This window comes from Nocardia sp. NPDC058244, from assembly GCF_042882065.1.
In the GTDB taxonomy this organism is placed as follows: domain Bacteria; phylum Actinomycetota; class Actinomycetes; order Mycobacteriales; family Mycobacteriaceae; genus Nocardia.
Genome location: NZ_JBHVWX010000010.1, coordinates 205607 through 231068 on the forward strand (window position 1 = coordinate 205607; position 25462 = coordinate 231068).

Annotated in this window: 22 protein-coding genes; 3 read left to right on the plus strand and 19 right to left on the minus strand. The window is 71.0% G+C overall.

Annotation, left to right across the window (positions count from 1 at the left end):
- Positions 1-3 precede the first annotated feature (3 nt).
- From ACFVW6_RS29525 to ACFVW6_RS29595, 15 genes are all read right to left on the minus strand, one after another.
- Positions 4-1500, minus strand: coding sequence for an SCO6880 family protein (locus ACFVW6_RS29525; protein WP_355277207.1), 1497 nt, complete (start codon positions 1498-1500; stop codon positions 4-6).
- Positions 1497-2915, minus strand: a complete 1419-nt coding sequence (locus ACFVW6_RS29530; RefSeq protein ID WP_387793325.1) for a hypothetical protein — start codon at positions 2913-2915, stop codon at positions 1497-1499. The genes ACFVW6_RS29525 and ACFVW6_RS29530 overlap by 4 nt, the downstream gene beginning before the upstream one ends.
- A 92-nt stretch (positions 2916-3007) precedes the next feature.
- Complete coding sequence (locus ACFVW6_RS29535; protein WP_355277211.1) at positions 3008-3823, minus strand: hypothetical protein; 816 nt, start codon at positions 3821-3823, stop codon at positions 3008-3010.
- On the minus strand, positions 3820-4416 hold the full coding sequence (locus tag ACFVW6_RS29540; protein ID WP_355277214.1) for a hypothetical protein: 597 nt from the start codon (positions 4414-4416) through the stop codon (positions 3820-3822). The genes ACFVW6_RS29535 and ACFVW6_RS29540 overlap by 4 nt, the downstream gene beginning before the upstream one ends.
- A gap of 11 nt (positions 4417-4427) precedes the next feature.
- Positions 4428-4682, minus strand: a complete 255-nt coding sequence (locus ACFVW6_RS29545; RefSeq protein WP_218716423.1) for a hypothetical protein — start codon at positions 4680-4682, stop codon at positions 4428-4430.
- On the minus strand, positions 4682-4978 hold the full coding sequence (locus ACFVW6_RS29550) for a hypothetical protein (protein ID WP_022566424.1): 297 nt from the start codon (positions 4976-4978) through the stop codon (positions 4682-4684). Before ACFVW6_RS29550 ends, ACFVW6_RS29545 begins: the two co-directional genes overlap by 1 nt.
- Positions 4979-5072: 94 nt before the next feature.
- Entirely contained in the window at positions 5073-5717 is a 645-nt protein-coding gene (locus tag ACFVW6_RS29555; RefSeq protein WP_355277218.1) for a hypothetical protein, read from the minus strand.
- Positions 5714-6568: a hypothetical protein gene (locus ACFVW6_RS29560; protein WP_355277221.1), complete on the minus strand. Its 855-nt coding sequence runs from the start codon at positions 6566-6568 to the stop codon at positions 5714-5716. The genes ACFVW6_RS29555 and ACFVW6_RS29560 overlap by 4 nt, the downstream gene beginning before the upstream one ends.
- Before the next feature lie 12 nt (positions 6569-6580).
- Positions 6581-7636, minus strand: coding sequence for a hypothetical protein (locus ACFVW6_RS29565; protein ID WP_378830545.1), 1056 nt, complete (start codon positions 7634-7636; stop codon positions 6581-6583).
- 55 nt (positions 7637-7691) lie between these two features.
- The gene (locus ACFVW6_RS29570) at positions 7692-9272 is read right to left on the minus strand and encodes a cutinase family protein (protein WP_378830548.1); all 1581 of its coding nucleotides are present in this window, start codon (positions 9270-9272) and stop codon (positions 7692-7694) included.
- Between the two features lie 277 nt (positions 9273-9549).
- Complete coding sequence (locus ACFVW6_RS29575) at positions 9550-11919, minus strand: RelA/SpoT family protein (RefSeq protein ID WP_355277227.1); 2370 nt, start codon at positions 11917-11919, stop codon at positions 9550-9552.
- A 163-nt stretch (positions 11920-12082) separates the two neighbouring features.
- A complete protein-coding gene (locus ACFVW6_RS29580; RefSeq protein ID WP_378830550.1) occupies positions 12083-13093 on the minus strand; it encodes an alkaline phosphatase family protein in 1011 nt (336 codons plus the stop codon).
- 128 nt (positions 13094-13221) lie between these two features.
- Positions 13222-17451 carry a type I polyketide synthase gene (locus tag ACFVW6_RS29585; RefSeq protein ID WP_378830553.1) on the minus strand — a complete coding sequence of 1410 codons (4230 nt, stop codon included), beginning with the start codon at positions 17449-17451 and terminating at the stop codon, positions 13222-13224.
- A 61-nt stretch (positions 17452-17512) separates the two neighbouring features.
- A complete protein-coding gene (locus ACFVW6_RS29590) occupies positions 17513-17782 on the minus strand; it encodes an acyl carrier protein (protein ID WP_355277235.1) in 270 nt (89 codons plus the stop codon).
- A 27-nt stretch (positions 17783-17809) separates the two neighbouring features.
- The gene (locus tag ACFVW6_RS29595; RefSeq protein ID WP_378830556.1) at positions 17810-19486 is read right to left on the minus strand and encodes a fatty acyl-AMP ligase; all 1677 of its coding nucleotides are present in this window, start codon (positions 19484-19486) and stop codon (positions 17810-17812) included.
- Positions 19487-19660: 174 nt separating this feature from the next.
- Here ACFVW6_RS29595 and ACFVW6_RS29600 point away from each other — a divergent pair, with 174 nt between their 5' ends.
- Positions 19661-20392: a metallophosphoesterase gene (locus ACFVW6_RS29600; RefSeq protein ID WP_378830559.1), complete on the plus strand. Its 732-nt coding sequence runs from the start codon at positions 19661-19663 to the stop codon at positions 20390-20392.
- On the opposite strand, the gene ACFVW6_RS29605 is transcribed toward ACFVW6_RS29600, so the two are convergent.
- The 3 genes from ACFVW6_RS29605 to ACFVW6_RS29615 form a co-directional block, all read right to left on the minus strand.
- Positions 20389-21018 carry an NUDIX domain-containing protein gene (locus ACFVW6_RS29605; RefSeq protein WP_378830561.1) on the minus strand — a complete coding sequence of 210 codons (630 nt, stop codon included), beginning with the start codon at positions 21016-21018 and terminating at the stop codon, positions 20389-20391. The genes ACFVW6_RS29600 and ACFVW6_RS29605 overlap by 4 nt on opposite strands.
- Positions 21019-21146: 128 nt before the next feature.
- Entirely contained in the window at positions 21147-22439 is a 1293-nt protein-coding gene (locus ACFVW6_RS29610) for an adenylosuccinate synthetase (RefSeq protein ID WP_378830564.1), read from the minus strand.
- Positions 22440-22465: 26 nt separating this feature from the next.
- Positions 22466-23413: a hypothetical protein gene (locus ACFVW6_RS29615; protein WP_378830566.1), complete on the minus strand. Its 948-nt coding sequence runs from the start codon at positions 23411-23413 to the stop codon at positions 22466-22468.
- Positions 23414-23525: 112 nt separating this feature from the next.
- On the opposite strand from ACFVW6_RS29615, the gene ACFVW6_RS29620 reads away from it, so the two are divergent.
- Positions 23526-24404 (plus strand): hypothetical protein, encoded by an 879-nt coding sequence (locus ACFVW6_RS29620; protein WP_378830568.1) that lies wholly within the window; start codon positions 23526-23528, stop codon positions 24402-24404.
- Between the two features lie 10 nt (positions 24405-24414).
- On the opposite strand, the gene ACFVW6_RS29625 is transcribed toward ACFVW6_RS29620, so the two are convergent.
- The gene (locus tag ACFVW6_RS29625) at positions 24415-24933 is read right to left on the minus strand and encodes a winged helix-turn-helix transcriptional regulator (RefSeq protein ID WP_378830571.1); all 519 of its coding nucleotides are present in this window, start codon (positions 24931-24933) and stop codon (positions 24415-24417) included.
- Between the two features lie 89 nt (positions 24934-25022).
- Between ACFVW6_RS29625 and ACFVW6_RS29630 the strand changes: the two genes are divergently transcribed.
- Positions 25023-25460 carry a nuclear transport factor 2 family protein gene (locus ACFVW6_RS29630; RefSeq protein WP_378830573.1) on the plus strand — a complete coding sequence of 146 codons (438 nt, stop codon included), beginning with the start codon at positions 25023-25025 and terminating at the stop codon, positions 25458-25460.
- Positions 25461-25462: the final 2 nt, after the last annotated feature.

The window sequence follows — 25462 nt, forward strand, 5'->3', positions numbered from 1 at the left end:
GCCTCACCCCGCCAATGCCTTCGGAATGGTCGCGTGCTCGGGCAGGATGACGCCGCAACCGAGGGAGGCCGCGAACGCCGCGGCCTGGTAGCGGTAGCAACGCCGGATCTTGAGCCGGGCCTGCGTCGAGAGGTCGCGGGTGATGGCCTCGATGCGCGGCAGGTCGCCGCGCAGCGGCTCGGTGATCGTCACCAGCGCGCCGAAGCGGGTCACACCGTGCCCGCGGGCCTGTTCCTCGCGAGCCTGCTGGGTCGCGCCGACCCGCAGTGTCGCGGCGGCCGAGACGACACCGCGTTCGCTCTGCTGCGCCACGAGCGCGTTCTTGAAGTCGTCGTCGACGATCTCGGCGGCGTCGGCGGCCGAGTGCGGCCGGTAGACGATCGCGATGCGCTTGCGCGGCACTTCGGGATTCGGCGCGAGCAGCCGCTGCAGCACCCGCTCGTCGACCGCGCCCTCCGGCGCCGCGTCCATCTCCCAGGTGACCGAGCGGCCACCGTCGTGGATCAGGTGATCCCACTTCTCGTCGTGCGAGACCGGACCCGCGTCGTCCCAGCCCAGGCCGTGCCCGCCGGGATCGGCGGCGGCGACCTCGAGATCGGCCTGCGCGGCCGGGTCGTAGCTGCGGCGGATGAAGGAGATGACCTCCTCCGCCGACATCGGCTGCGCCCGCACGCCCGCCTCGGCCAGCGCCGCGCAGATGCCGGGCAGCCTGCGCCCGATCTCCACGGCCTCCTCGGCCGGGTTCTTGCGCCGCTCGGCGGTGGTGGCCTTGAAGGTGATCGCCACGCGCGGCAGCAATTGCACCCGCTCCTGCGGCAATTCGGTGGCCAGCTCGTACATGACCTGCTGGGCCAGGTCCGGCGCCTCCGGGCGGGTGATCGTGGAGACCTCGTTGAGCAGCCGGTTGCCGGTCTCGGGCACGGTGTCGATCACCGGCACCACCGCGACGATGTCGCTGGTCTGGCCGACCGAGGCGAGGAAGGTGCCCCACGCGGCGACCCAGCGGTCGATCACCGGCTGGTCGACCGCCTCGTGGCCCTGCGGCCAGGCCCGCAGCACCACGGTGTACTGCGCGAAGGCGGGCAGGTGGATCATCCCGAAGTGGTAGCCGCCCGCGTCGATGCCCTCGTAGAGCTTCGACGGCGCGAGCAGCCCCGGCAGCTTGGTGACGCCGCCGGGGATCCGGGAGAACCGGCCGCCGCGGTACACGTGCTCGCCGTTCTTGCGCGAGCGCATCCAGTTGAACATCATCAATCCCGTCTCGTAGCCCGAACGGCCCCCCGTCCGCCACACCAGGGGCACCATCACCAGCGCGCCGAGGCCGCCGACGACGAAACCCCATTTGAACCCACCGACCATGGCGCTGATCAGGGCGGTGATCACCACGACGAAACCGATCACGGTCTCTTCCCAGCGCAGGCCGAAAAGGCCAGCGCTGCGCGGCTTCTGCCACAGCCCGTACGAGCGCCGCTCGTAGGTGTCGGTCGAGGTGGTGGTCATCGCGGGATCGTGCTCCTGCCGAGGTCGGGTGAACGATTCGCCCAGCGGTCACCGGCGAGGTCGCCCGCCGCCTGATCGGCGCGGGCCGCGCTGCCCGCCGCGGCGCGCGCGGCGACGACGTTGCGGGCCGCGCCCGAGGGTACCGAGCCCGAACTGGGCGCCGCGGGCGCCGAACCACCGCCGCGCGGTGGCGGCGTCGGGGCCGGGCCGCGCGGCGCGGCGCCGCCCGCGCCACCGGCACCGCCGGGCCGCGGGCCCGAGCCGCCGCTGCCGAAGTAGCCTGCCGAACCGGGCGCCGCCGCGGGCCGCGAGGCGACCGCCTTGGTGCCGATCGCGCCGAGCGCCATCGCGCCGACCGCGGTACCACCGGCCACCATCAGACCCGAACCACCGGTGCCGACCGTGGCGACCGCGGGGGCCACCAGGCGCATCAGCGCGGGCAGCACGAACGCGACGCTGCACAGCAGCACCAGGGCGACCAGCATCCGCTGTGCCTGTTCGCCTTCCGGCAGCCCGCCCGAGGTGGTGGTCTCGTCGACATGTCCCGCCGTGGTGAACGCGATCATGTACACGATCGCCGCCACCGGCTTGAACAGCATGAACGCGATGATCCAGCCGACCAGCTTCTGATACGACTGCTTACCCGTCCCGGTCGCCGACGCGGCCGCGGCCAGCGGCAGCACGCCGGCGGCGACCACCAGCAGACCCTGCCGCACGATGGCCAGCACGATCTGGGCGAGCGCGCCGAGCAGGCCGACGATCGCGATGATCAGCACCAGACCGGGCGAGAACGCCTGCAACTTGGACGTCTTCACCATCAGCTCGGCCATGTTCTTGGCATTGCCGCCGGTGGCGTCCTGGATGATCCACTCCGAGAACTTGTCCGAGGCCCGGGTGCCCGCGACGATCACCGCGCCGAGCATCCACGAGCTGAACACGACCCGGGCGAACAACCGGAACGACTCGGCGGCCTCGCTCACGGCCGCCCCGCGTCTGGCCTCGGCCAATCGCCCGCCGGTGATGATCACCGACGCGATCAGCAACAGCATCTGGATCTGATAGGTGTAGTCGTTGATCTTGGTGAACAGGGCGCCGGAGTCGCTCACCGCCTCGTTGGGCACCTTCATCCAGAAGGTCAGCGCCAGGATCAGGGCCTCACCGAGACCCTTCATCAGCGAGTCGACCACCTTGCCGAAGGTGGAGTCCCACGCTTTGTCCTTGACCGCGGTGGCCGCGTCGCCCGGATGCGAGGCGGCGTTGCCCGCCTTGCACACCGCCGAGGCCGCGTCGCCCAGGGAGATCCCGGGAATGGCGACACCGTCGAGCGTGTCGTGCAGTTCGTTGCAGGCCTGGTCGAAGCCGTAGGTCTGGCCGTAGGCCACGGTCGGCGTCGCGATCATCACGGTGAAGATCACCGCGAAGATTGTGAGTATTCGCCTCAGCATTGTTGGCACCCCTCGATGGTCCGCAGGGAATCGATCCGGGCTGTGCTGCTGTACACCGATGCTCACCATTTCGTCCACCCCGCCAGCGATTCCACGTATTCCGTCTGGGTGTTGGTCGTCGACGACGGCTTGAGCCGCCAGTCGCCCGCGTCCCACACCACGATCATCCGCATGGCGGCATACAACTGCTTTCCGTCGATCACCGGCCCGCGCGAGGCGAGCCGCACGATCGCCATGTCGTCGGCGTAGTCATCGATCTTGAACGCGTCCGACGCCACGAAATAGCGGGTCACCTTCTCCGGCTGCTGCTTCGGCAGCCGGTCGCTCGACAGCGCCGAGTCGTAGGCGGCCAGCTGCGCGGTGCTGACCCGCACCTGTGTCACGTACAGCGAACGGTCGGCGGGCCTGGCGTTGAGCCGGTAGGTGATCTGCGCGGCGGCCAGCGCGGCACCCTGCGGGGTGCGCGCGTAGCCGACGGCCAGGCCGTCCTCGATCCGGGCCGGGCCGTCGGAGGTGGAGAACGGCACCGACGCGCCGTAGACCCGCTGCCAGCCGTGCGGTTTCGTCGTGCCCTCGGGCGCGGCGGTCAGCCAGTCCGAATCCACCGGCGAGCGCTGGATCGACTCGTCCTGTGCCAGCGGCTGTCCCGCCGGGTTGTTCGGCACGTCCACCCGCCTGCCGAACAGGTCGACCTCGGGATCGGCGAACCCCGTTCCGCCCGCGGCCTGCGCGGGCGGGGGCGCGGCGTCCTCCTCGGCGCCACCACTGCTGGTGAAGTACACGACCGCGCCGACGACCAGGATCAGGGCGAGCAGCGCACCCGAGGCGATCATGCCGAAAGAAGCGCGGTCGCGCGCGCCCGGCTCCTTCACGCTCACTGTGGTGCCTCCAATGCCACGATGTCGGTGGGTAGTTCGTCGATCGCGTCGACGGGTCGGTCGGTGGACTGCGGATCGGGTAACTGCAGTCGCCAGTCTCCGCCGTACCAGCCGACCGTGGTGTGGTTCACGGCGCGTGATCTGTCCGAATATTCGGTGTAGACATCGACTCGGGACTGTTCGTCACGGTATTCGGTAATTTTGTAGCCCAACAATCTCGGCGCGTACTCGGGCGCGGCGGGCCCGGTGATCGACAACTGCACCCGGTTGATCGCCCACTCGTCGCGGGCCGGTCCCGGCACCAGTTCCTGATTCACCACGGTGGCCCACTGGTTGTCGGGCGCCACCGACAACCGGATGGTGTGCGTCAGCGCCGCCAGCCCGGCGCCGCGCGGGGAGTGCTCGAAACCCGTTGCGGCGCCCTGGGTCACCGAGGCGGGGCCCTGGTCGGACTGGGGCAGGGCGATGCCCTGGTAGTCCTGCCAGCGCACCCCGGTCGGAGCGGCGGACAGATCGGGGCCGGTATCGCCGCCGCGGCCGCAGCCCACCGCCGCGGCCAGCAACGCGATACCGACCGCGACCGGCCGTGTCATGGTGCTCCCCCTCACGCCGGCAGGAACGCCAGCGCGATCGCGGACGCGGTACTGGCCACCGCGGCACCGAGCAGGCTCATCAGGACACCGTGCGAGGCGTCGTTGACGGCCAGGTCGGAGCGGAAGGCGATCCACAGCCGGCCTGCCGACAGGATCATCCAGGCCAGGCACGACAGCAGGACGAACCAGAGCAGCCAGTTGAGCAGCTGCATCATCGGCGCCAGCACGTCGGCCGGGATCTGTTTGTAGGCGAACACGGTGATCATCACGTACCGATGACCGCGTTCATGATGGTGCCCGCGCTGGTCGCGACGACGCCGCCGATCATGGCGCCCGCCACCATCTTCGGCGACTCGAGGCCGCCACCGGTCCAGCGCTCCCAGGCGAACTTGCCGCCGGCGTAGGTGATACCGCAGATGCCCGACAGCAGCACGAACCAGGTGAGATACCGCACCAGCTGCAGGATCTTCTCCGAACCGGGGGGAGCTTCCGGGGTCGGATTACCCACCTGGGCCAGGACGGTGCCGTACGTGTCCTGCACGGCGAGGAGGATCATGCTCATCGGGTGCCTTTCTCCCACTGTAAAGGTGTTGTGCCACAAACACTTCGACGCCGACACACGTTTGTACACCACCGGCGGCCGGCTTGCCCGGCGATCATGATCGACCCTCCCCCGGTGCGGGATCGTCGATGCTCGCGCGGATCGCGGCGACCAGATCGGTACCGAGCTCACCGATCTCGGCCGGTACCTCGTCGAGCGGATCGACCCGGCGCTTCCTGGGCGCGATCTCGTCTCCGGGCGACCACACCGGCAGCGCCTCGGACTCGACGAGCGTCCATTCCTCGATCCACGGCACCTGCCAGACGTGCCCGGCCAGCGAGCCGACCACGTCCCGGTAACGCCGGATCTCCGGCGGTACCCGGCCGGGGCGGGCCGCGACCGTGATCAGGCCGAGGACCAGCGCCGGACCGGCCAGCAACGCGTGATGCTGGCGCAGCAGGTCGTGCGCGCGGGTGAGACCGGAGATGGTCTCGCGCGCGACGAGGACGACGTAGGGGGATTCGCGCTCGTACACCCCGGGCCACTTGCCGCGCGCATCGGCGGCGGGCGCGAGGACGTGCGCGAGGGTGGTGGCACCGGAGCCACCGTGGACGCCGAGCAACCACACCAGGGGCGCGCGACCGACTCCGGGCACCGGCCGCTCCCAGATCTGCGCGCGCAGCGATTCGGGGGGTGCGACGACACCGACACCGGTGGGCGCCGGTTCACGACGACGACGAAGATTCATAGCGGCCGTCATGATGCCACCCCGGCGAGCAACCGCCCATAGGCCGCACGCGTCGGCTCGGCCAGCTCGCTGTGCCGAACCAGCTCACCGCGGGCCAGATGCGGGTCGTACGGTATCTCGACGACCTCGCGGACCCAGCCCGACAGATGCTCGCGCAAATGCTCGGCTACGCGGGAGTCGTCGTGCGAATACTGGTGGGAGACAACGATCGTCGTATCGGCCACCACCCCGGCGCCGTCGTCGCCGTAGTGGTCGTCGAGCCATTCCAGCGTCACCCGCAGGCGGTTGGCCGCGTCGACGCGGGCCGGAATGGTCAGGACCAGCGCGATGTCGGCGTCGTCGAGCAGCGGGCGCAGTTGCCGACCGGCAATCGGGCTGCCGCCGTCGTAGACCGCGGTGTAACCGCCGGTGTCCAAAGCCCTGGCGACAGTGAGATATGTCGCGCGCCTGCGCAGCGGCGTCGCGTCGCGCCAGAGCAGTCCGAAGCCGGAGGTGGAGCGCGACAGGCAGTCCTCGATCGGCGCCGGTTCGTCGTCGCCGCGGCCGTAGACCCACGACTGCAGGTTCACCGGGTGCAGGTGTTTGTCGGCGCCGCGCAGCGCGAGATCGCTACCGGCGGCGGTCGCGTCGACCGCCACCGGCGCCGCCGCCTCGGTGACCAGTTCCGCGGCCAGCCCCAGCGTGGTCGTGGTGGTGCCGGCGCCGCCGCAGCCGCCGACGACGAGGATCGGCCTGCGGGTGCCCTCGGAACGTTCGCCGGACCTGCGCCGCAACCGCACCACCGGAGCCGGATCACGCGCCGCGTCACCCGACGGCTCCCCCGCGGGGGCGTCGTCGAGCCATCGGCTCCAGTCGTCTGTCATCGCCTCTGCTCCTTACCCTGCCGCGATGCCCGTGATGAGCGTGCGATCGCCGACCAGCGCTGTGCGCACCGACTGCTTGGTGTAGGTGGCCGGCGCGCCCGCGGGCCGGAACTCGGTGACCTCCACCGTGAACCGGTCGGCGGCGACGGTGGTGATCCGCACGCAGTGGGTGGTCCCCACCGGGATGGAATCGATACCGCGCTGGATCACGGCGGCCGGCGAGACATCGGCGTCGGGGGTCACGACCGCACGGGCCTGCTCCCCCGATCGGTTCACGTAGTAGGCGTATTGGAAGGCGAGCACGGCGTCGGGACCGGAGCCGGTGCCACCGGCCTCGGCGCTGCGCACGACGGCGCCGGTGTTCTCGGTCGGGCACTGGCCCACCGTCTCGGCGGTCAGGTTGCCCGCCGTGAAGTGCAGCGGCGGCGCGGCGTGCTTGGCGGTGTCGCCGCCGCGGCCGAACAGCAGGAAGAACACGCCGGTGGCGGCGAGGACGAGCACCAGGACCGAGACGGCGAGCACGATCCAGGTCCGGTTGCGGTTGCGGCCGCGCAGCGAGCCGGAGGGCTCGAGCACCCGGGCCTCGTCGTACTCGTCGTCGGCGGCGTCCGTCCACGGGAACTGGACCAGTTCGGCGTCGTACTCGTCGTCGGGGCCCGGCGCGGGCCCGGCGACCCAGTCCGACCAGCCGCCGGTGAATTCGCTGCGCCGCGCGGCCAGTTCGGCAGGCGGTGCGGGCGCGGGCTCCGGGGCGACGTCGACCGGAGACGGGCGCGCTTCGTGGACCGGGCGGTCGTGGTCGCCCGCGACACCGTAGTAGTCGTCGCGGTCCTCGTCCCCTGGGGTCCGGCTCGGCTCCGCCGCCGCCGTGGGGGGCGGCACGGGCCCGGTGGGCTCGGCTGCCGGTGCGGCGGACGGGGCGCGCTCGGGGCGCTGCGAATATCGGGCGGGACCGTCGTCCTCGCCCGCCGCCGGGTCGGCGGTGTCCTGGCGCGCGGGGTCGGCTGCCTCGGTCTCCGGTTCGAGCGCCGAGTACCAGCGCGACAGTTCGTTGTACGACTTCAACATTCACCCCTTTCCGCGGCGCCGGGCACAAGGATTCGCATTGCAGACCTCTAGGTGATCAGTTCACAGAGAACGGACGGGTGGTGGGAGCGGTGGTTCCGGGTAACGCGGCAGGCGGAGTCGTCGCGCCGCCGGATGAGGCGCCATCGGCTCCTGTCCCGAACGGAAATTGTCCCCCACCGGAAGGTTTGGGTGTCGTAGACGCGCCGGTCGGGCTGGTGAAGATTCCGGCACCGCGTTTGTCCGATCCGCCGACCGGCACCGCGCCCTGTCCGGAGGCGCCCGCCGCGTCCCGCGCGACCGCGGCGAACCAGTCCGCGACGTACTGGGTCGGGGTCGCGCCCTGCGCGCCGACGCCCATGCGCGAGTACGCGTCGTGGCGCTGGGTGGTGTTCCAGTAGCGCACCCAGGTGGTCACGTCGAGCAGCTCGGCGTTGTCGGTGATGTTCTGCTGCACGGCCGTGTACGCCTCGCTGACCAGGCGGACCCCGGTGGTCGGCGGCACCAGCTGCGGCACGGCGCCGACGAGCTTGGTGCCGAGCAGGGTCAGCCCGACCAGCGGGTTGGACAGTGTCGCGGTGGCCAATTCGGCGATGCTCGCCGGGTTGAGCACGGTCTTCACCACGGTGGTGACGGCGTTGAGCCCGATCATGCCGACCTTCAGCAGCGCCTGGTAGGCCGCGTTCACGTCGAGCTGACCGCGCGGGTCGGAGGCGTCGGCGATGCGCTGGGAGATCGACTTCTTCGGCGAGAGCGAGACATCGGCGAGCGTGCTGCCGGAGATGTCCTCGTTCACCACGGTCGTCGCGGTCTTGATGGAGGTGTAGGCCAGCGCCTGGGCGATGGAGACCAGCGAGCCGATCGGGTCGCCGCCGGACAGCTTCACCTGGCTGACGAGATTGGTCACCGCCCGCAGCAGCGGGGCGCCCTGCGGCGCGTCACAGGCGAGATCACCTGTCGCGCAGAAGCTCGCGACCCGGCCGGTGAGCTTGCCGAAGTCGGCGGGCTGGGTGTCGCTGGAACCGAGCCCGCCGCCGGGCGCGGGAGCCTGGCGGACCGCGGCGACGGCGTCGAGCGCGGCGCCGGAGGTGCCGGGCGCGGTGGTCGGCGTCGTCCGGTCGGGGGCGCCGGGGAACACCGGGGCGTTGGCGCCGCGGGTCGGGTCGGCGAACAGCGCGACCGCGGCGACCTTGTCGGCCGCCACCGTGCCGGTGCCCGCGCCCACTTCCTGGGCGAACAGCGAGGCCACGTGGGCGCCTTGCGAATACCCGACCACCGCGATCCGCGAGTCCGGGCAGCGCTGCACGACCTGGGTGGCCATCGACCGCAGCCGCTCCAGGCCGCCGTCGACCGACTGGGTGTAGGGCACGACTCCACCGGGCACCGCGCCGCCGAAGCCCGCCTCGTACGGCACATACGCGCGATCGACCAGCCCCGGCTCGGCGGCCTTGGCGAACATCGGCCGGAAGACCGTCGACAGCATGCCGGTATCGGTACTCGGCGCGGCGTCCGGCGACGATTCTCCTGTGCCCTGGATCCCCAAGGCGTACAGTGCCGGACACGCCGAGATCGACACCTGGGTGGACGGGGCACCGGGCGCGGCCTCGTCCGCGGTGGCCACGCCTGCCGATACCGTCACCGAAGCGACGGTGAACGCGATGATCGTCCCCGTGAGTCGTGTCGTGCACCGAGCCATATCGATCCGCATCACAGTCCGTTTCGGCTGACCAGTGGAGCGTTGAAACGCAGTAAACCGTAACAGATTCCGGGACCCCGAACCCCTGCCCAAAGCGGCCCTTTCACTGCCCCCGGCAAACCCCGTTGTCCCAGCAATCTTCTGGCGATCCACGGCTGTGTCCGGGCGGACAGCGGCCCGGGCACCCTCGTGATCGAGAGTGCCCGGGCCGGGGTTCGGGTCAGGCCGCGGAGGTCACCCGGTAGACGTCGTAGACGCCTTCCACATTGCGCACGACATTGAGCAGGTGGCCCAGATGCTTCGGGTCACCCATCTCGAAGGTGAACTTGCTGATCGCGACGCGGTCGCCGTGGGTGGCCACCGAGGCGGACAGGATGTTGACCTTCTCGTCGGCCAGCACCTTGGTGACGTCGGACAGCAGCCGGGTGCGGTCGAGCGCCTCGATCTGGATGGCGACGAGGAACACCGACGACGGCGAGGGCGCCCACTCGACCTCGATGATGCGTTCCGACTGTTCCTGCAACGATCCGGCATTGGTGCAATCGGTGCGGTGCACGCTCACCGCGCCACCACGGGTCACGAAGCCCATGATCTCGTCGCCCGGCACCGGCGTGCAGCACTTGGCCAGCTTCGCCACCGTGCCCGGCGCGCCGGGGATGAGCACGCCCGCGTCGCCGGTGACCCGCTGCCTGCTCGGCGTCGTCGACGGTGTCGAGCGCTCGGCCAGTTCGTTCTCGACGTCACCGATGCCGCCGAGCTGGGCCATCAGCCGCTGCACCACATGGTGCGCGGAGACCTGGTGCTCGCCGACGGCGGTGTAGAGCGCGGAGATGTCGGAGTAGTGCAGCTCGTGCGCGACCGCGGTCATCGCGTCCACGCTCATCAGCCGCTGCAGCGGCAGCCCGACCCGGCGGACCTCCTTGGAGATCTGTTCCTTGCCGCTGTCGAGGGCCTCCTCGCGACGTTCCTTGGCAAACCATTGGCGAATCTTGGCCTTCGCGCGTGGCGAGACGACGAAGTTCTGCCAGTCCCGGCTCGGGCCCGCGTTCTGCGCCTTGGAGGTGAACACCTCCACGACCTCGCCGTTCTCCAGCTGCCGTTCCAGCGCGACCAGCCGCCCGTTGACCCTGGCACCGATGCACTTGTGCCCGACCTCGGTGTGCACGGCGTAGGCGAAGTCGACCGGGGTCGACTTCTGCGGCAGCGTGATCACGTCGCCCTTGGGCGTGAACACGAAGATCTCCGGCGACTTCAGGTCGAAGCGCAGCGATTCGAGGAACTCGGCGGGGTCGGCGGCCTCCCGCTGCCAGTCGAGCAGCTGGCGCATCCACGCCATGTCGTCGACCTCGGCGGCGTCCCCGGAGTGCTTGCCCTTGGTCTCCTTGTACCGCCAGTGCGCCGCGATGCCGAACTCGGCGGTGCGGTGCATGTCCTGGGTCCGGATCTGCACCTCCAGCGGCTTGCCGTCGGGACCGACGACGGTGGTGTGCAGCGACTGGTACACGCCGTAGCGCGGCTGGGCGATGTAGTCCTTGAACCGGCCCGCCATCGGCTGCCACAGCGAGTGCACGACGCCGACCGCGGCGTAGCAGTCGCGGACCTCGTCGCACAGGATGCGCATGCCGACCAGGTCGTGGATGTCGTCGAAGTCCTTACCCTTGACGATCATCTTCTGATAGATGGACCAGTAGTGCTTGGGCCTGCCCTCGACGACGGCGTTGATCCGCGAGGCGGCCAGCGTGTTGACGATCTCGGCGCGCACCTTCGCCAGGTAGGTGTCGCGCGAGGGCGCGCGATCGGCGACCAGGCGCACGATCTCGTCGTACTTCTTGGGGTGCAGGATCGCGAACGCGAGGTCCTCCAGCTCCCATTTGACGGTGGCCATGCCGAGGCGGTGCGCCAGCGGCGCGATCACCTCGAGGGTCTCCTTGGCCTTCTTGGCCTGCTTCTCCGGCGGCAGGAAGCGCATGGTGCGCATGTTGTGCAGCCGGTCGGCGACCTTGATCACCAGGACGCGCGGGTCGCGGGCCATGGCGATGATCATCTTGCGGATGGTCTCGGCCTCGGCGGCCGCGCCCAGGTTGACCTTGTCGAGCTTGGTGACGCCGTCGACGAGGTGGGCGACCTCCTGCCCGAACTCCTCCTTGAGCTGCTCGAGCGAGTAGCCGGTGTCCTCGACGGTGTCGTGCAGCAGCGCCGCGACCAGCGTCGTGGTGTCCATGCCGAGTTCGGCGAGGATGTTGGCGACCGCCAGCGGGTGGGTGATGTAGGGGTCACCGGACTTGCGGAACTGCTTGGCGTGCCGCTCGTCGGCGACGTCGAAGGCGCGCTGCAGCAGCGCGAGATTGGCCTTCGGGTACAGCTCCCGGTGGACGGTGGCCAGCGGTTCCAGCACCGGCTTGACCGCCGCGATGCCGCGCTGACCGGTCATCCGGCGCGCGAGCCTGGCCCGCACGCGCCGGGAGGCCGAGCTGGGCACGGAGGCGGTCGGTGACTGTTTGGCCGGTTCGGGGGTCGCCGGGGCACCATCGTTCCGCGGGGCGCCGGTGGAATCCTGCCCAACCTTCGCCTCGCCGAGTTGTCGAGTCATGCCACCGCCTCTCACGCTGCATTCGGACCTTGTCGGCCGAGTGCTGCAACCGCCCGGACCACCAACTTTAGTCCCCACACCGACCTGGTGTTCGGTTCCCTGCGGTCACAGGCGTGCGACGGTAGCGACTCGGCCCGAAAACCGGCCTCGACCTGCGAATTGTTCAGCGTTCGTCGACCGGTGGCCGCGGGCTGCGCAGGCTGTGGCCGTCGAGCCGCCCCGGTGGTACGCCGAGCAGGTCCAGGACGGTCGGGGTGAGGTCGATCAGCGTGTACGCGCTGGTCGCGGTGCCGGGGGCGAAGTCGGCGCCGCGGGCGATGACGAGGTTGGCGGTCTCGTCCGGCGTCTGGCCGCCGTGCCCGCCGGCCGGGCGGTGGCCGTGGTCGGTGGTGACCAGGACGGTCCACTGTTCGCGCGGATGGTCCGCGGCCCGGCGGTCGACGGCGGCGACGATCTGCCCGACCAGCGCGTCGACCCGGCGGATCGCCGCGAGATAGGCACGCGAGGCGCCGCCGTGCCGGTGACCCGCCAGGTCGATCTGGTCGAGGTGGGTGACGACCAGATCGGGCCCGGTGCGCTCGATCGTGCGCGTGACCTCGGTGGCGGTGGCGGCATCGGTGGCCGACTCGTCGAGGTCGCCGGCCTCGGGCGCGGTGGTCAGCGCGAGGTCGGCGCGCCGGTCGCCGCTGCGCGCGATGGTCGCGAACTGGTCCCAGGTGCCGATCGAGACGGTGTGCCGGGCGGGGTCGGCGCGTTCGATCCGGGTGAACACGCTGGGGTGGGCCAGGAACGCGCTCGCGTCGAACTCGTTGCCGGTGATGCCGTGCTCGGTGTCCCACACGCCGGTCAGCGCGCTCGCCCAGGACGGTCCGGAGACGGTGATGTGCCCGGCGATGCTGCCGCGCGAGAGCAGTCCCTGCGCGGCGAGGTGCCGCAGCCGGGGTGCCTGGACGCGGTCGGCCTTGTCGAACAGCAGCCCGTCGATCCCGATCACGACGACCTTCGCGACCGGCCCGCCCGGACGCGGGACGCCGAACGCGGCCGCCGCGTCGACGGCGGGGACGGGCCGGTCGAAGGCGGTGCCGGAGCCCGCGGCCGAGCACAGCAGCGGGAGGGTCAGCAGGGCGGTGGCCAGCGCGACGAGCACGCGCGCCGGCGCCGACATCTCGCGCATGTCCTCACGATGCGGCAGCGCGGGCGGCCCGGCGAGGGCGGCACGGCGGTGTTCATCGACGTTTCACCGATCCCGCGCGTCCCGGTCGCCCCGCTGAACGAGAAGCCAACAGCGCCTTGCCGCCTCGTCTAGGCCGACGCGGCCAGTTCCTCGGCGAGGATCGCGACGGTCTCGCGGATCTGGTCGTCGGTGTGACAGGCGGTGACGAAGAACCGTAGGCGCGCGAGGTCTTCGGGGACCGCCGGATAGATGATCGGATTGACGTTGATCCCCCGGCGGAGCAGCGTGTTCGACAGCCGCATGGTCCGCAGGGAATCGCCGACGATGCACGGGATGATGGGGGTGTCGGCACTGTCGCCGGTGTCGATCCCGGCCGCGCGGGCCAGCTCCAGGAACAGCCGCGCGTTGTGCCGCAACCGGACCAGCGGGGCGGGGTCGGTGCGCAGCTGCCGGATCGCCTCGGCCGAGGCGGCGGCGTTCATCGGGGTCATGCCGACGCTGTAGACGAAGCCGGGCGTCGTGTACTTGAGGAAGCGGATCAGCTCGGCGCTGCCCGCCACGTATCCCCCGCAGCCGGCGAGCGCCTTGGACATGGTGCCCGACCACAGTTCGACGTCGTCGCGGTCCACCCCGAAGTGCTCGCCGATGCCGCCGCCGTGCGCGCCGAGCACGCCGATGCTGTGCGCCTCGTCGATCATCAGCAGGGCCCGGTGCCGCTTCTTGATCTCGATGATCGCGGGCAGGTCGGGGATGTCGCCGTCCTGGCTGTAGACGCCCTCGATGAGGATCAGCACCCGGCGGTAGCGGGGCCGGAGTTCGCCGAGCAGCCGGTCCAGGGCCGCGTGGTCGTTGTGCGGGAAGGGCCGTCGCGTCGCGCCCGACAGCACACACCCCTGCAGGATGCTGTCGTGGGCGAGGCTGTCGTGGATCACCAGGTCGTCGGGTCCGACCAGGTGCCCGATGATGGTGACATTGGTGGAATGGCCGCCGACCAGCGCTATCGCGTCCTCGGTGCCGAGCAACCGCGCGAGTTCGGCCTCCAGTTCGCGATGCACCGGCTTCTCGCCGGAGAGCACCCGGCTCGCCGAGCAGGAGCTGCCGTATCGGGCGACGGCGTCCTGCACGGCCGCGACGACCGCCGGGTGCCCGGACAGCCCCAGGTAGTTGTAGCTGGAGAAGTTCAGCACCGGGACACCGTCGATCAGCGAGGTGTCGCGGGTGACGCCGTCGTTGATCAGGAAGTACGGGTTGTCCAGGCCCAGCGCCGCCGCCCCGGTCATCCGGTCCTCGATCGCCCGCACCTCCGGGAAGTCGGCGATCCGGTACTCGGGCGCGACCGGCCTCGGCGCCGGTTCGGGCGCGACCGGGGCCGGCGCGGGCGCCGGGGTCGCTCCGGCCACCTGACCGGTGACGTACCCGACCACGTCACCGACGGTGGTGGCGGCGCTCGGCCACGCCGGGTCCACCTGTAGCCCCGGCAGCTTGCGCATCAGGCCACCGAACAGATCCGACAGCATCATCGAGTCGAATCCGAGTTCGCCGGTGAGGGTTTCGCTGTCGCGCAGCCGCTCGACCGCGAATCCGCTGACCCGCCCGCATTCGGCCAGCACGATGGCGGCGACGGCGTTCGGGTCGACCTCGGGGGTGCCGGGAGCGGCAGACGGCGGCGCGACGGCTGCCGTCGCGCCCGGCGCCATCCGCGCGAGCAGCGCGTTCTGTTCGCGGAAGAGCGCGATCATCTGGTCCATGGTGGTGTCCTCGGCCTGCGGGGCGGGTGGGGTGAGGGTGGTCGGTTCGATCCAGAAGCGATGCTCGGTGGCGAAGTCGTAGACCGGCAGCCGCCGCCGGACCCGCTGGGCGGGCTCGTAGAGGTGATCCCAGTCGGGGTCGAGGCCGTCGCGGTACAGCGCGGCGACGGTCTCGGCGAGTTCGCGCCCGGTCGCGCCGGGGCCGGGACTCGGCGCCAGGCACCGCGGCAGCAGTTCGGGGCGGGCCCGGCCGATGAGCGGGATCAGCTGACGGCGCGGACCGATCTCGACGACATGGGTGGGGTCGGTGTCGAGCGCGGCCGCCAGCGCGTCGCCGAAAAGGACGGTGGCGCCGATGTGTTCGGTCCAGTAACCGGCGTCCATGGTCTCGGTCGGCTCGAGCAGCCTGCCGCGCACGGTCGAGTAGATCGGCAGAGCCGCGACCCGATAGGCGCGGTCCCGGGCGACGGCCGCGAACTCGTCCAGCATCGGCGCCATGAGCGGACTGTGGAAGGCGTGCGACACGGTCAGCGGCTTGGCGACGATCCGCCGTTCCGCGAGGGCGGCACGGATCCGGTCGAGCGCGATGGCGGCGCCGGAGAGCACCAGATCGGCGGGCCCGTTGACCGCGGCCACGGCGACCTCGGGCTCCCCCACGAGCAGATCGGCGACCTGCGCGCGCGTCGCCCGGACCGCGAGCATCGCACCGCCGCCGGGCAATTCCTGCATCAGCCTGCCACGCGCGACGACCAGCCGGCAGGCGTCCTCGAGGTCGAGCACGCCCGCCACCGCGGCCGCGGTGAACTCCCCGATGCTGTGCCCCAGCACCCACGCCGGGCGGACACCGGCGTCGGCGAGTGCCTGCGCCAGTGCGTATTCCATGGCGAAGATCGCCGGTTGCGCGAGTCCGGTGCGATCGATGTCGACGGTGTCGTCGAGCAGCAGCTCCCGCACCGAGGCGCCCAGGAGCGCGGCCATCGCGGCGTCGACGGTCCCCAGCGCGCGCCGGAACGACGGGCTCGCCGCGGCGGCGGCCCCGGCCATCCCGGCGAATTGCGACCCCTGCCCGGTGAACACCCACCCGACCCGCATCGGCCCCGCCACACCGCCGTCCGCACCGGCACGCAGCCGGGCGATCGCGTCCGCCGGATCGTCGGCGACGATCGCGAGTCGGTGCCGCCCCGAGGATTTCACCCGATTGCTCGTCCAGCACACCTGCGCGAACCGGTCCGCGGGGACCGCGTCCAGCGTCTCCGCCAGCCGACGTGCGTTGCGCTCCAGACCTTTCGCGTTGTCCGCCGACAGGGTGAGCACCCCGCCACCGGCCGCGGGCGGGTCGTCCCCCACCGGCGCGCCCGCCAGCACGAGGTGGGCGTTGGTGCCGCCGATCCCGAAGCCGCTCACCCCGGCCAGCGCCGGTCCGGTCAGCGGCATCGGTTCGGCGAGCAGGCGCAGCCCGTGCCGCTCCAGTTGCAATCGCGGGTTCTCCTGCTCGGCGAACCGGGTCGGCGCGACGACGCCGTGGTGCAGGCTCAGCGCGACCTTGATCAGCCCCGCGACGCCCGCCGCGCCCTCGGTGTGGCCGAGATTGCCTTTGATGGAACCGATTCCGCAGGGCCGGGCGCGGTCCCGCCCGTGCAGCCCGCCCAGCGCCTTGACCTCGATCATGTCGCCGAGGACGGTCCCGGTCCCGTGCGCCTCGATGAAGTCGACCGCCCCGGCCGCCACCCCGGCCCGGCGATACGCCTCGGCGATCACGTGCTGCTGGGCCCACCGGTTCGGCGCGCTGATGCCGTTGCTGCGCCCGTCGGAGTTCACCGCGCTGCCCTTGATCACGGCGTAGATCGGCAGTCCCGCGGCCTGCGCGTCGGCCAGGCGGCGCAGCACGAGCACCGCGACGCCCTCGCCGCGGACGATCCCGTCGGCGTTGCCGCTGAACGGTTTACAGCGCGCGTCGGGCGCCGACAGCCCCGCCTGGGTGTAGAACACCCCGACCGCCGGGGTGAGCACCAGGTTCACCCCACCGGCGACGGCCTGCTCGCACTCGCCCGACATCAGCGCGGCACAGGCGAGATGCACCGCGACCAGCGACGACGAGCACGCGGTGTCGACCGCCAGGCTCGGGCCACGCAGATCGAGCTGGTAGGACAGCCGGTTGGCGGTCATGAAGTAGCCGTTGCCCGAACCGTGCTGCGGGGTGATCGCCGCGTAGTCCGACATCTGCAGATTGGCCCATTCGTTGGCCATCACCCCGATGTAGACGCCGGTGCGCGAACCGGATTGGGCCCGGGGGTCGAGGGTCGCGTCCTCGAAGGCGCGCCAGGTCGCCTGCAACAGCAGCCGCTGCTGGGGGTCCATCGTCTCGGCCTCGTGCGGGGTGATCCCGAAGAACTCGTGATCGAACGCGTCGGCGTCGTCGATGAATCCGCCGCTGTGAGTGTTGATGGTGCCCGGCCCGCCCGCCGGATCGTGGAAGTCCTCGGCGTGCCAGCGATTCGCGGGCACCGCCGAGATCGCGTCCCGGCCGTCGAGCAACAGCTGCCACAGTGCCGCTGGATCGGCCGCCTGCGGAAAGCGGCAATCCAGCCCGACGATCGCGATATCGCTCATGCCGTCCCCCGGCGGTCTGCCCGGGCGGTGACGCGCACCGCCGCCACCGGGCGCTGACCGTTCATGCCGCGTAGGCGAACTCGTCGGCGAGATAGCCGGCGATCGCGGCGATGGTCGGATAGTCGAAGACCAGCGTGGGGTCGATCTCGAGCGACCAGCGGTCCTCGATCTCCCCGCACAGCGAGACCGCCGAGACGGAGTCCATGCCGAGCTCGGCCAGCGGGATCGACGGGTCCACCTGGTGCGGGGCGCGGTCGGTGTAGTCGGCGACCCGTTCGACGAGCCAGTCCTGGATCGAGGTCGACGGGTGGGCGGTGGTGGTGCGGAACATGGTCGGCTCCTGGCTGGTCGGTGTCGATCAGACGGTCAGCGCGTGGTCGAGCGCCGGTTCGAGGTCCTCGTGCAGTACCCGTTCGAGACGGTGGGTCAGGAACGCTTCGCGCATCGAACCGCGCTGGATCTTGCCGCTGGTGGTGCGATGCACCGAGCGCGCGGAGCGGGCGGCGACGAGCACGACGTTCGGCGCGGGCACATCGAAGCCGCGGGCCACCGCGATCTTGATCGCGGAGGTCAGCTCGGCGAGCGTGGTGTCACCGAGCAGCTCCGGCCGCACGCCCTGCATCACGACCAGCCGTTCCCGGTCGAGCACGTCCACCGAGACCACCGCGCCAGCGTTGCCCGCCAGCGCGGGGTGCAGTTCCTGCACGCGTTCCTCCACATCGGCCGGGTGGACATTGCGGCCGTTGACGATCAGCAGGTCCTTGAGGCGGCCCGCGACGAACAGGTCGCCGTCGTGGAGCAGGCCGAGATCGCCGGTCCGCAGGAACGGCCCCTCGGTGCCGAGGTGGGCGTCGAAGGTCGCGCGGGTCTCGGCGGGCCGGTTCCAGTACCCGGCGGCGACGCTGTCCCCGCGCACCCAGATCTCCCCGGTGGCGCCGTCCGGCAGTTCTTCCAGTGTCGACGGATCGACGATGCGGATCTCGAGGCCGTCGGCCGCGCGGCCACAACCGACCAGCGGGGCGTCGCCCGGCCGGTCGTAGTACACCGGAGCCGCGCCCATCGCCGCGGAGCTGGCCAGCAGCGTCACCTCGGCCATCCCGTAGGCGGGCAGGAACGCGGTGGGACGCAGCCCGGCGGGCGCGAAACGCTCCAGCACCGCCTCGATCGTGCGGGCCCGCACCGGCTCGGCGCCGCTGAGGGCGGCCTCGAGGCTGCTCAGGTCGAGTTCGGCGAGTTGCTCGTCGCTGACCCGGCGCAGGATCAGGTCGTAGGCGAAGTTCGGGGCGGCGGTGTAGGTCGCCCGGTACCGGTCGATGGCCTGCAGCCAGCGCACCGGGCGCTTGATGAACGTCGTCGGCGCCATGAACACCAGGTTCGCGCCCGCGTAGGCGGCGCCGAGCAGCATGCCGATCAGGCCCATGTCGTGGAACTGCGGGATCCAGCTGACGCCGGTCGACCCCTCGGTCATCCCTCCCGCGACGATCGCGGCCTCGTTGTGCAGCAGATTGCGGTGGGTGACGACGACGCCCTTGGGCGTACCGGTCGATCCCGAGGTGTACTGCAGGAAGGCGATGGTGCCGAGGTCGATCTCGGGCAACTGCCAGGCGTCGGCGTCGCCGAGCGGCTGATCCGTGGCGACGACGGTCGCGCCGGTGGTGGACTCGACGAGCGGTGCGAAGTCGGTGGTGGTGAGCACGAGCTGCGCGCCGGAGTCGGCGATGACGCCGCGCACCCGCTGCGCGGCCCGGTCCTCGTGCGGCAGCGGCGCCGGGACGGCGACGACACCGGCGTACAGGCAGCCGAGAAAGGCCCGCAGGAACGCCATGCCGTCGAGGTAGAGCAGCACCACCGGCTGGGCCGCCTCCGGCTGCTGCGACAACCACTGGGCAAACGCGCGGGCGTCGCGGTCGAGTTCGCGGTAGGTGACGACCTCCTCGACCAGGTCACGCCCGGATTCCCGCAGGTAGATGTAGGAACGGGTGTCCGCGTACCGGGAGAACTGCTGCCTGACGTGATGCACGTAGCTCGACTGCATGTCGTGGGTTCCTTCGGAGGGTTCGGGGGCGTAGCTACTACTCTGCGCTCCTCGGCCGCGCACCGGAAGAGACCTCAGGGGCCACCCGTCGAACCCTCAGGGTGGGCACTCCCGCCCCCTGGGTGGCGCGGGAATCGCGTTGACAGCCGCGCACCGCTGTGGCCTCCTTGGCGGGTGGGGAACATCGCGCCGATCCGTCTCGCCGCCACCGCCGACCTGCACCTGCGACCGGCCGTCGCCGGGAAGTTCCGGCCCGGCTTCCTCGACCTGGACCGCCACGCCGACCTGCTGCTCCTCGGCGGTGACCTCACCGAGGGCGGGACCAGGGCCAACACCGAGTTGCTCTGCGCCGAACTGGCCGATCTCCCGATTCCGGTGCTCGCCGTCCTGGGCAACCACGACCACGACGAGAACCGCGGCGAGTTCATCACGCGCCGGCTCACCGAGACCGGTGTCGTTGTGCTGGACGGTGATTCGACGACGCTGACGATCCGCGGGCAGCGGGTCGGGATCGCCGGGGTGATGGGCGGATCGGGCGGCTTCCCCGGCCACCCCGGTGATCCCGAGACGGGATCGGCCGAGCATCGGGCCAGGATGCGCCGCGGCCCGGTCGACGCCGCCCGCCTGCGCGCGGCGCTCGAGCGCCTGGACTGCCCCACCCGGATCGCCCTCACCCACTTCGCCCCCGTCGTCGACACCCTCGTCGGCGAGCCCACGTCCATCTATCCCGGCCTGGGATGCCACGCCACGGGCGAGGCGATCGACGCGGGACGCGCGACGCTCGCGCTGCACGGGCACGCCCACGCGGGCAGCGAGTGCGGGCAGACCGCGGGCGGGGTGCCCGTGCGCAATGTGTCCTACCCGGTGCTGCGCCGGACCTACGCCGTCTACGACCTACCCGGCTAGTTCTCGGTGACGTCGAAGGCCCACACGACCGCGGGCCTGCCGGTGGCCTTCACCCGCCGCCGCTCACCGGTGCGGTCCAGCCCCGGGATCGCGGCCAGCGTGCGATTGAGATTGGCGGGGTCGGGGCGCGTGCCGTGCAGCGAGGTGCTCAGCTCGACCGCGCGGGTGGCGGGGAACTCCGCGCCCGCCAGCGCCCTGGTCAGCGTCCGGTCCTTCCACAGCAGACCGGCGAGCAGACTCCGGCTGGTCTCGACGATCCGGTTGTGGTCGAAGGCCAGCGGGGGCACCGCGTCGAACTCCACCCACTCGGCCGGTCCCTCGTGCTCGGCGACGACCGCCCACATGGCGATCGACAGCGTCGGCCCGCGCGGATCGCGATGCGGTTCGTCGAAGGTGACCAGCTGACCGACCGCGCCGATCGCCTCGACCGGCACGCCCAGCTTGGTGTGCACCGCCCGCCGCGCGGCCTCGGCCAGCCGCTCGCCCCGGCCGAGCAGCACGCCGGGCAGCGCGAGTTCGCCGGTGAACGGTTCGAACTCGCGGGCGGCGATCCCGACGCGCACCGCGCTGTCGGCCTCCCAGCACCGCAACGTGACGACATCGATCGATACGACGGATTGCTCCACGTCGTCCCATCCTGCCGGAATCCCGCGCCGAATGGGAACCCACGCCGACGTCGGCGGGCGGCGCGTGTCCGCCGTGCGGAGACCGCCGCCGAGCTCATGCCACGGCCGGCCCGGCGACCTGGATTCGCTCACGCGGACCGGGCGGCCGTCGCGACGCGGTCCCCGGCGGTCGCGCCGAGCACAGGTCGGCGCACCCTGCGGTCCCGCCGATCCGGCCCGTGCCCGGTGAGCACGACCGGCACACCGAGGCGATGGGCGAGCCAGTCCGCCGGGTCGCCGACGACGGGTTCGATCACCGGGGTCGCCGCGGACAGCCGGTCGGTGAGTCGTCGCTGGTGCTCGAGATCACGCCATGGACCGGGCGTCAGCTCGGTGACCCGACCCGCCGCGGTGTCGTATGCCGCTGCGGCACCGAGGGTTCCGGGCGCATCGAGATGATTGACCACCAGTCCGTCGATCCCACCGCAGACCTCGATGGCGTAGCGGAGCAGGATCGGATCGAGGTGCCCCTGCCGGAACGCGCCCTGATAGGGACCGGTGCCGTTGTGCGGCTCCGGGTGTCCCAGCGGCGCTTCGGTCGGCAGCGGGCCCGCGCCGTGCCGGGTCATATAGGTGCGGGTGACGCCGAGCACCCTGGCCGTGCCCCCGACCCCGGCGATCAGGGCGCGGGCATGGCGCGGCTCCACCGTCGACCACGTGGTGTGCGGATGCAGTCCGCGCCACTCGTCGAGCAGCACTCCCTGCGCCCCTTCGAAGACGAGCCTGCCCCGCGCCGCGGCGCGGGTGAGCTCGCCGTCGTCGCTGACGCGGACCGCGCCGGCGAAATCGCGGTACATCGCCACCAGCGCGTCGATCGATTCGTAGCCGTGCGCGCTGGGCCCGATCAGTGTGTCGTAGTGCGCGGCCAGCCGGTCCAGCTTGGCGCGCAGGATCGCGGGCGTCCGGCAGTCGGCGACCGTCGGCGCGTCGTGTTCCAGTGCGTACCAGGCGGTTTCGCCGATGCCACGACCGCAGGAACCGTGCCGCGAGGAACCCCTCGCGTCCTCGCGGGCACGGTTCGCCGCGATGTGGATCGGCGTGGTGAGCAGGGCCCGGCCGTCGACGGCGAGCAGCCCCAGCGGATCGCGCACCCCCAGCGCCGCGAGCCGCTCGGATTCGGCGGCGAGCGCGATCGGCTCCACGAGCATGTGCCGGGAGAGCACGGTCGGCACATCGTGGAAGGTGCCCGCGCCGAACTGAGCGAAGGTGTGGTGGCGGCCGTCGGCGACGACATTGTGCGCGGCCTGCGCACCGCCGTTGAACCGCACGACCGCCGCCACCCCGAGGCCCGCCTCGGGTGCGCACAGCCAGTCGACCGTCGCGCCCTTGCCCGCGTCGCCGAAGCCCAGATCGACGACGACCAGGTGTTCGGTGTCGAACACGGCTGCACTCCTTCCCTTTTCGGGTGTCACTTGCCGGGCGGCAGGGCGCGGACGCCCCTGGGCGGCTGCGCGCCGAGGGCCCGGCTCACCGCGTCGGCCTCGTCGACCGACCCGACATCGCGCAGGTCGGCCAGGCCGGTGTCGACGTCGACCCGGTCCTCACCCAGCCCGATGGTCAGCGCGATCAGTTCGCAGACCGCGCCGGGGTCGTCGAGCTTCAGGAAGTTCTGGCCGAGCAGACCGCGCCAGTGCTCGGCGATCTCCGGATCCCGGTAGTACGACGACTGATTCGGCAGGATGTAGTACACGTGCCAGCGTTCGGCCAGCTCGCGATAGATCGACTCCACCGACACATCGCGCCGCACGTGATCGCCGATGACCGCCCTGATGTGGCGAGCCGCCAGCCGCGGCTTGTTCAGCTCGTCGCCGATGATGAACAGGTAGCCCCGCTTCCCACGCTTGTCCCACGCGTCGGTCACGACATGTTCAGCCATGAAATATGCCGCCAGCTCGTAGCTTTCGGACTTCTGCCCGCCCCCACCGCCCTCGAGCAGGACGGCCCGCAACTGCTCGTCCATCCGGTTGTCGGATTCGAACTGCCCGATCTGCAACGGCACCCGATCGGTGTCGGCGTCGCCGATCGCCCCGAACAGGATCTGCGGATCCTGCGCGTAGCCCTTGCTCCGCAGCAGCCCGTGCAACTTCCCGAGCTTGTCCTGCATGATCCGCGGCACCCGCCCCATCGACCCGGTGACATCGAACAGCACCGCCACCGGCAGCGAGTTCCCGTGCTCGGCCGAATCCCGGCACTCCCGCTTCCCCACCCCGAACGGATCCAGCAACGGATGCGCACACCACGTGTCATACGGTCGCTCCCGCATCTGCGCGGTATACCCGAAATCGTCCTCCCCCGCCCGCGCCCGAAACGTCTTCCCCGCCCGGTACGCACTGTCATCCCAATGCCCATACCCCATCAGAACCACTCCCTCTCGTCAGCGTGCTTTTAGTCTATTCAACCAAAACAACGATCGTCAAGAGCCCCAGCCGATTCGCCGTTCACCGACACCATCGGCTACCTTCTGGCGCATGCCATCGGCTCCGCACGAAGTGGTGATCGACCTCTTCCAGCAGCAACCGGCACTCGTCGCGCCACCGCTGACCGAATTGGGCTGCCGCCTACCCGAATACGAGTCGATCACGACCGTGCCCGGCGACGCGACAGTCCTGGCACCGACCGAATATCACGCCGACGCGGTGGTCGCGTTCCATCGTGGCGGCGAGCGGATCCTGGCCGTGGTCGTCGAGGTCCAATTGCGGCCGGACCCCGACAAACGGTGGTCCTGGCCGGTCTACGTCGCGTCGCTGCGCGCCCGCCTCCGCTGCCCGACACTGCTGCCGGTCGTGTGCCCTGATGCCAGGACAGCCCGCTGGGCCGCGAAACCGATCGATCTCGGGTACGGCAATCCGTCGGTGGGATTGACGCCACTGGTGCTCGACCCAGCAGGCGTTCCGGTGGTCACCGACCTCGACGCGGCGGTCGATCTGCCCGAACTAGCGGTGCTGTCCGCCCTCGCGCACGCGCGACATCCCGACCACCGCGAGATCTGGAAAGCCCTGCTCGCAGCCCTCGGCGCTCTGGGTGGCGACCGGGCCGCGCTGTACTATGACTTCATCCTGTCGACGCTGCCCGCCGCAGCGCGATCCGAGTGGGAGGCACTGATGGCCGCCGGGCTCCAAGGCTACGAATATCGCAGCGAGTTCGCCCGCAGGTACTTCGCGGAAGGCGAGGCTCAGGGTGAAGCCCGTGGCGAGGCCAAATCCGTGCTGACAGTGCTCGACGCCCGCGGGATCGCCGTACCCGCCGAGGTCCGCGAGCGGATTATGAGCTGCGACGATCTCGACCAGCTCCAGCGATGGCTTCGCAAGGCACTCGAAGTCAACCGGGCAGCCGACCTCCTGGCCTGACGCCACCCGATCACCCTCCGCCCGACGACTCGGGCAGCGGAGTGAGGTGGTGGGCGATGAGGGTGGCGCCGGGGCCGGGGTGGCCGCCGGGGCCGGGGTGCCAGGTGACGTTGGTGGCAGTGAGGGGGGTGGCGCAGTGGTGGCAGACGACGACGCCCTCGGCGATGTGGCCGCAGTTGCGGTGGACGACGGTCAGGGGTGGGCCGTCGGGGGCGGACAGCCAGCGGTCGCCCCAGGCCAGGAGCATCGTCAGGACGGGGTAGAGGTCGCGGCCGCGTTCGGTGAGGACGTATTCGGTGCGGACCGGATTGTCTTGGTAGACACGAGCTTCCACGATCTCGTTGTCGCGTAGCGTGCGCAGGCGATCCGCGAGGACGTTGGAGGCGATGCCGAGGTCGCGGCGCAGATCCTCGAAGCGGGTGATGCCGAGGAACAGGTCACGCAGGATCAGCGGGGTCCACCGCTCCCCCACGATGCCCACCGTGCGGGCGATCGAGCACACGATGTCGGCGAACTCCGTCTTGGCCATACCGCCAATCGTAGTCCATTGCTTTTTACAAGCCAGCTGGTTACGGTCGGGTTGTCCGGGAATTCCGTCCGTGAGGAAGGAGTGCGATCGTGACCGACGCACTCGCAGACAGCCAGGTGGGCGATCCGGTCGCCCGGTTCCGCCACGCCACCACCGCCAACGACATCCCCGCCCTGCTCGACACCCTGACCGAGGACGCCGAACTCGTCTCGCCGGTCTCGGGCCGGCTGGTGTTCCGCGGCCGCGCCGACCTCGCCCCGCTGCTGACACTGATCTACCGCGCGCTCGCCGAGCTGCGCTGGACCGACACCATCGGCTCCGGAGATACCCGGATCCTGTTGGGCGAGGCCAAGTTCGGCCCGCTGCGGATGACCGAGGCGATGGTGCTCGACCTCGCCCCGGACGGGCGCATCCGCCGGATGCGCCCGCATCTGCGTCCCTGGCTCGCGATCACCGCGGTCGCGCTGTGGCTGGGGCCGACCATGCTCCGGTACCCGGCGGTCATCCGCCGGGCCGCCGCACGGTAGCT

Bases quoted from the DNA above. Each gene is read 5' to 3' on its own strand.
- ACFVW6_RS29615 (WP_378830566.1), bottom strand. From the start codon at position 23,413: ATGGGGTATGGGCATTGGGATGACAGTGCGTACCGGGCGGGGAAGACG.
- ACFVW6_RS29590 (WP_355277235.1), bottom strand. From the start codon at position 17,782: ATGTTCCGCACCACCACCGCCCACCCGTCGACCTCGATCCAGGACTGG.
- ACFVW6_RS29525 (WP_355277207.1), bottom strand. From the start codon at position 1,500: ATGACCACCACCTCGACCGACACCTACGAGCGGCGCTCGTACGGGCTG.
- ACFVW6_RS29550 (WP_022566424.1), bottom strand. From the start codon at position 4,978: ATGAGCATGATCCTCCTCGCCGTGCAGGACACGTACGGCACCGTCCTG.
- ACFVW6_RS29585 (WP_378830553.1), bottom strand. From the start codon at position 17,451: ATGAGCGATATCGCGATCGTCGGGCTGGATTGCCGCTTTCCGCAGGCG.
- ACFVW6_RS29620 (WP_378830568.1), top strand. From the start codon at position 23,526: ATGCCATCGGCTCCGCACGAAGTGGTGATCGACCTCTTCCAGCAGCAA.
- ACFVW6_RS29565 (WP_378830545.1), bottom strand. From the start codon at position 7,636: ATGTTGAAGTCGTACAACGAACTGTCGCGCTGGTACTCGGCGCTCGAA.
- ACFVW6_RS29560 (WP_355277221.1), bottom strand. From the start codon at position 6,568: ATGACAGACGACTGGAGCCGATGGCTCGACGACGCCCCCGCGGGGGAG.
- ACFVW6_RS29580 (WP_378830550.1), bottom strand. From the start codon at position 13,093: ATGCGCGAGATGTCGGCGCCGGCGCGCGTGCTCGTCGCGCTGGCCACC.
- ACFVW6_RS29575 (WP_355277227.1), bottom strand. From the start codon at position 11,919: ATGACTCGACAACTCGGCGAGGCGAAGGTTGGGCAGGATTCCACCGGC.
- ACFVW6_RS29625 (WP_378830571.1), bottom strand. From the start codon at position 24,933: ATGGCCAAGACGGAGTTCGCCGACATCGTGTGCTCGATCGCCCGCACG.
- ACFVW6_RS29545 (WP_218716423.1), bottom strand. From the start codon at position 4,682: ATGATCACCGTGTTCGCCTACAAACAGATCCCGGCCGACGTGCTGGCG.
- ACFVW6_RS29555 (WP_355277218.1), bottom strand. From the start codon at position 5,717: ATGACGGCCGCTATGAATCTTCGTCGTCGTCGTGAACCGGCGCCCACC.
- ACFVW6_RS29540 (WP_355277214.1), bottom strand. From the start codon at position 4,416: ATGACACGGCCGGTCGCGGTCGGTATCGCGTTGCTGGCCGCGGCGGTG.
- ACFVW6_RS29595 (WP_378830556.1), bottom strand. From the start codon at position 19,486: ATGCAGTCGAGCTACGTGCATCACGTCAGGCAGCAGTTCTCCCGGTAC.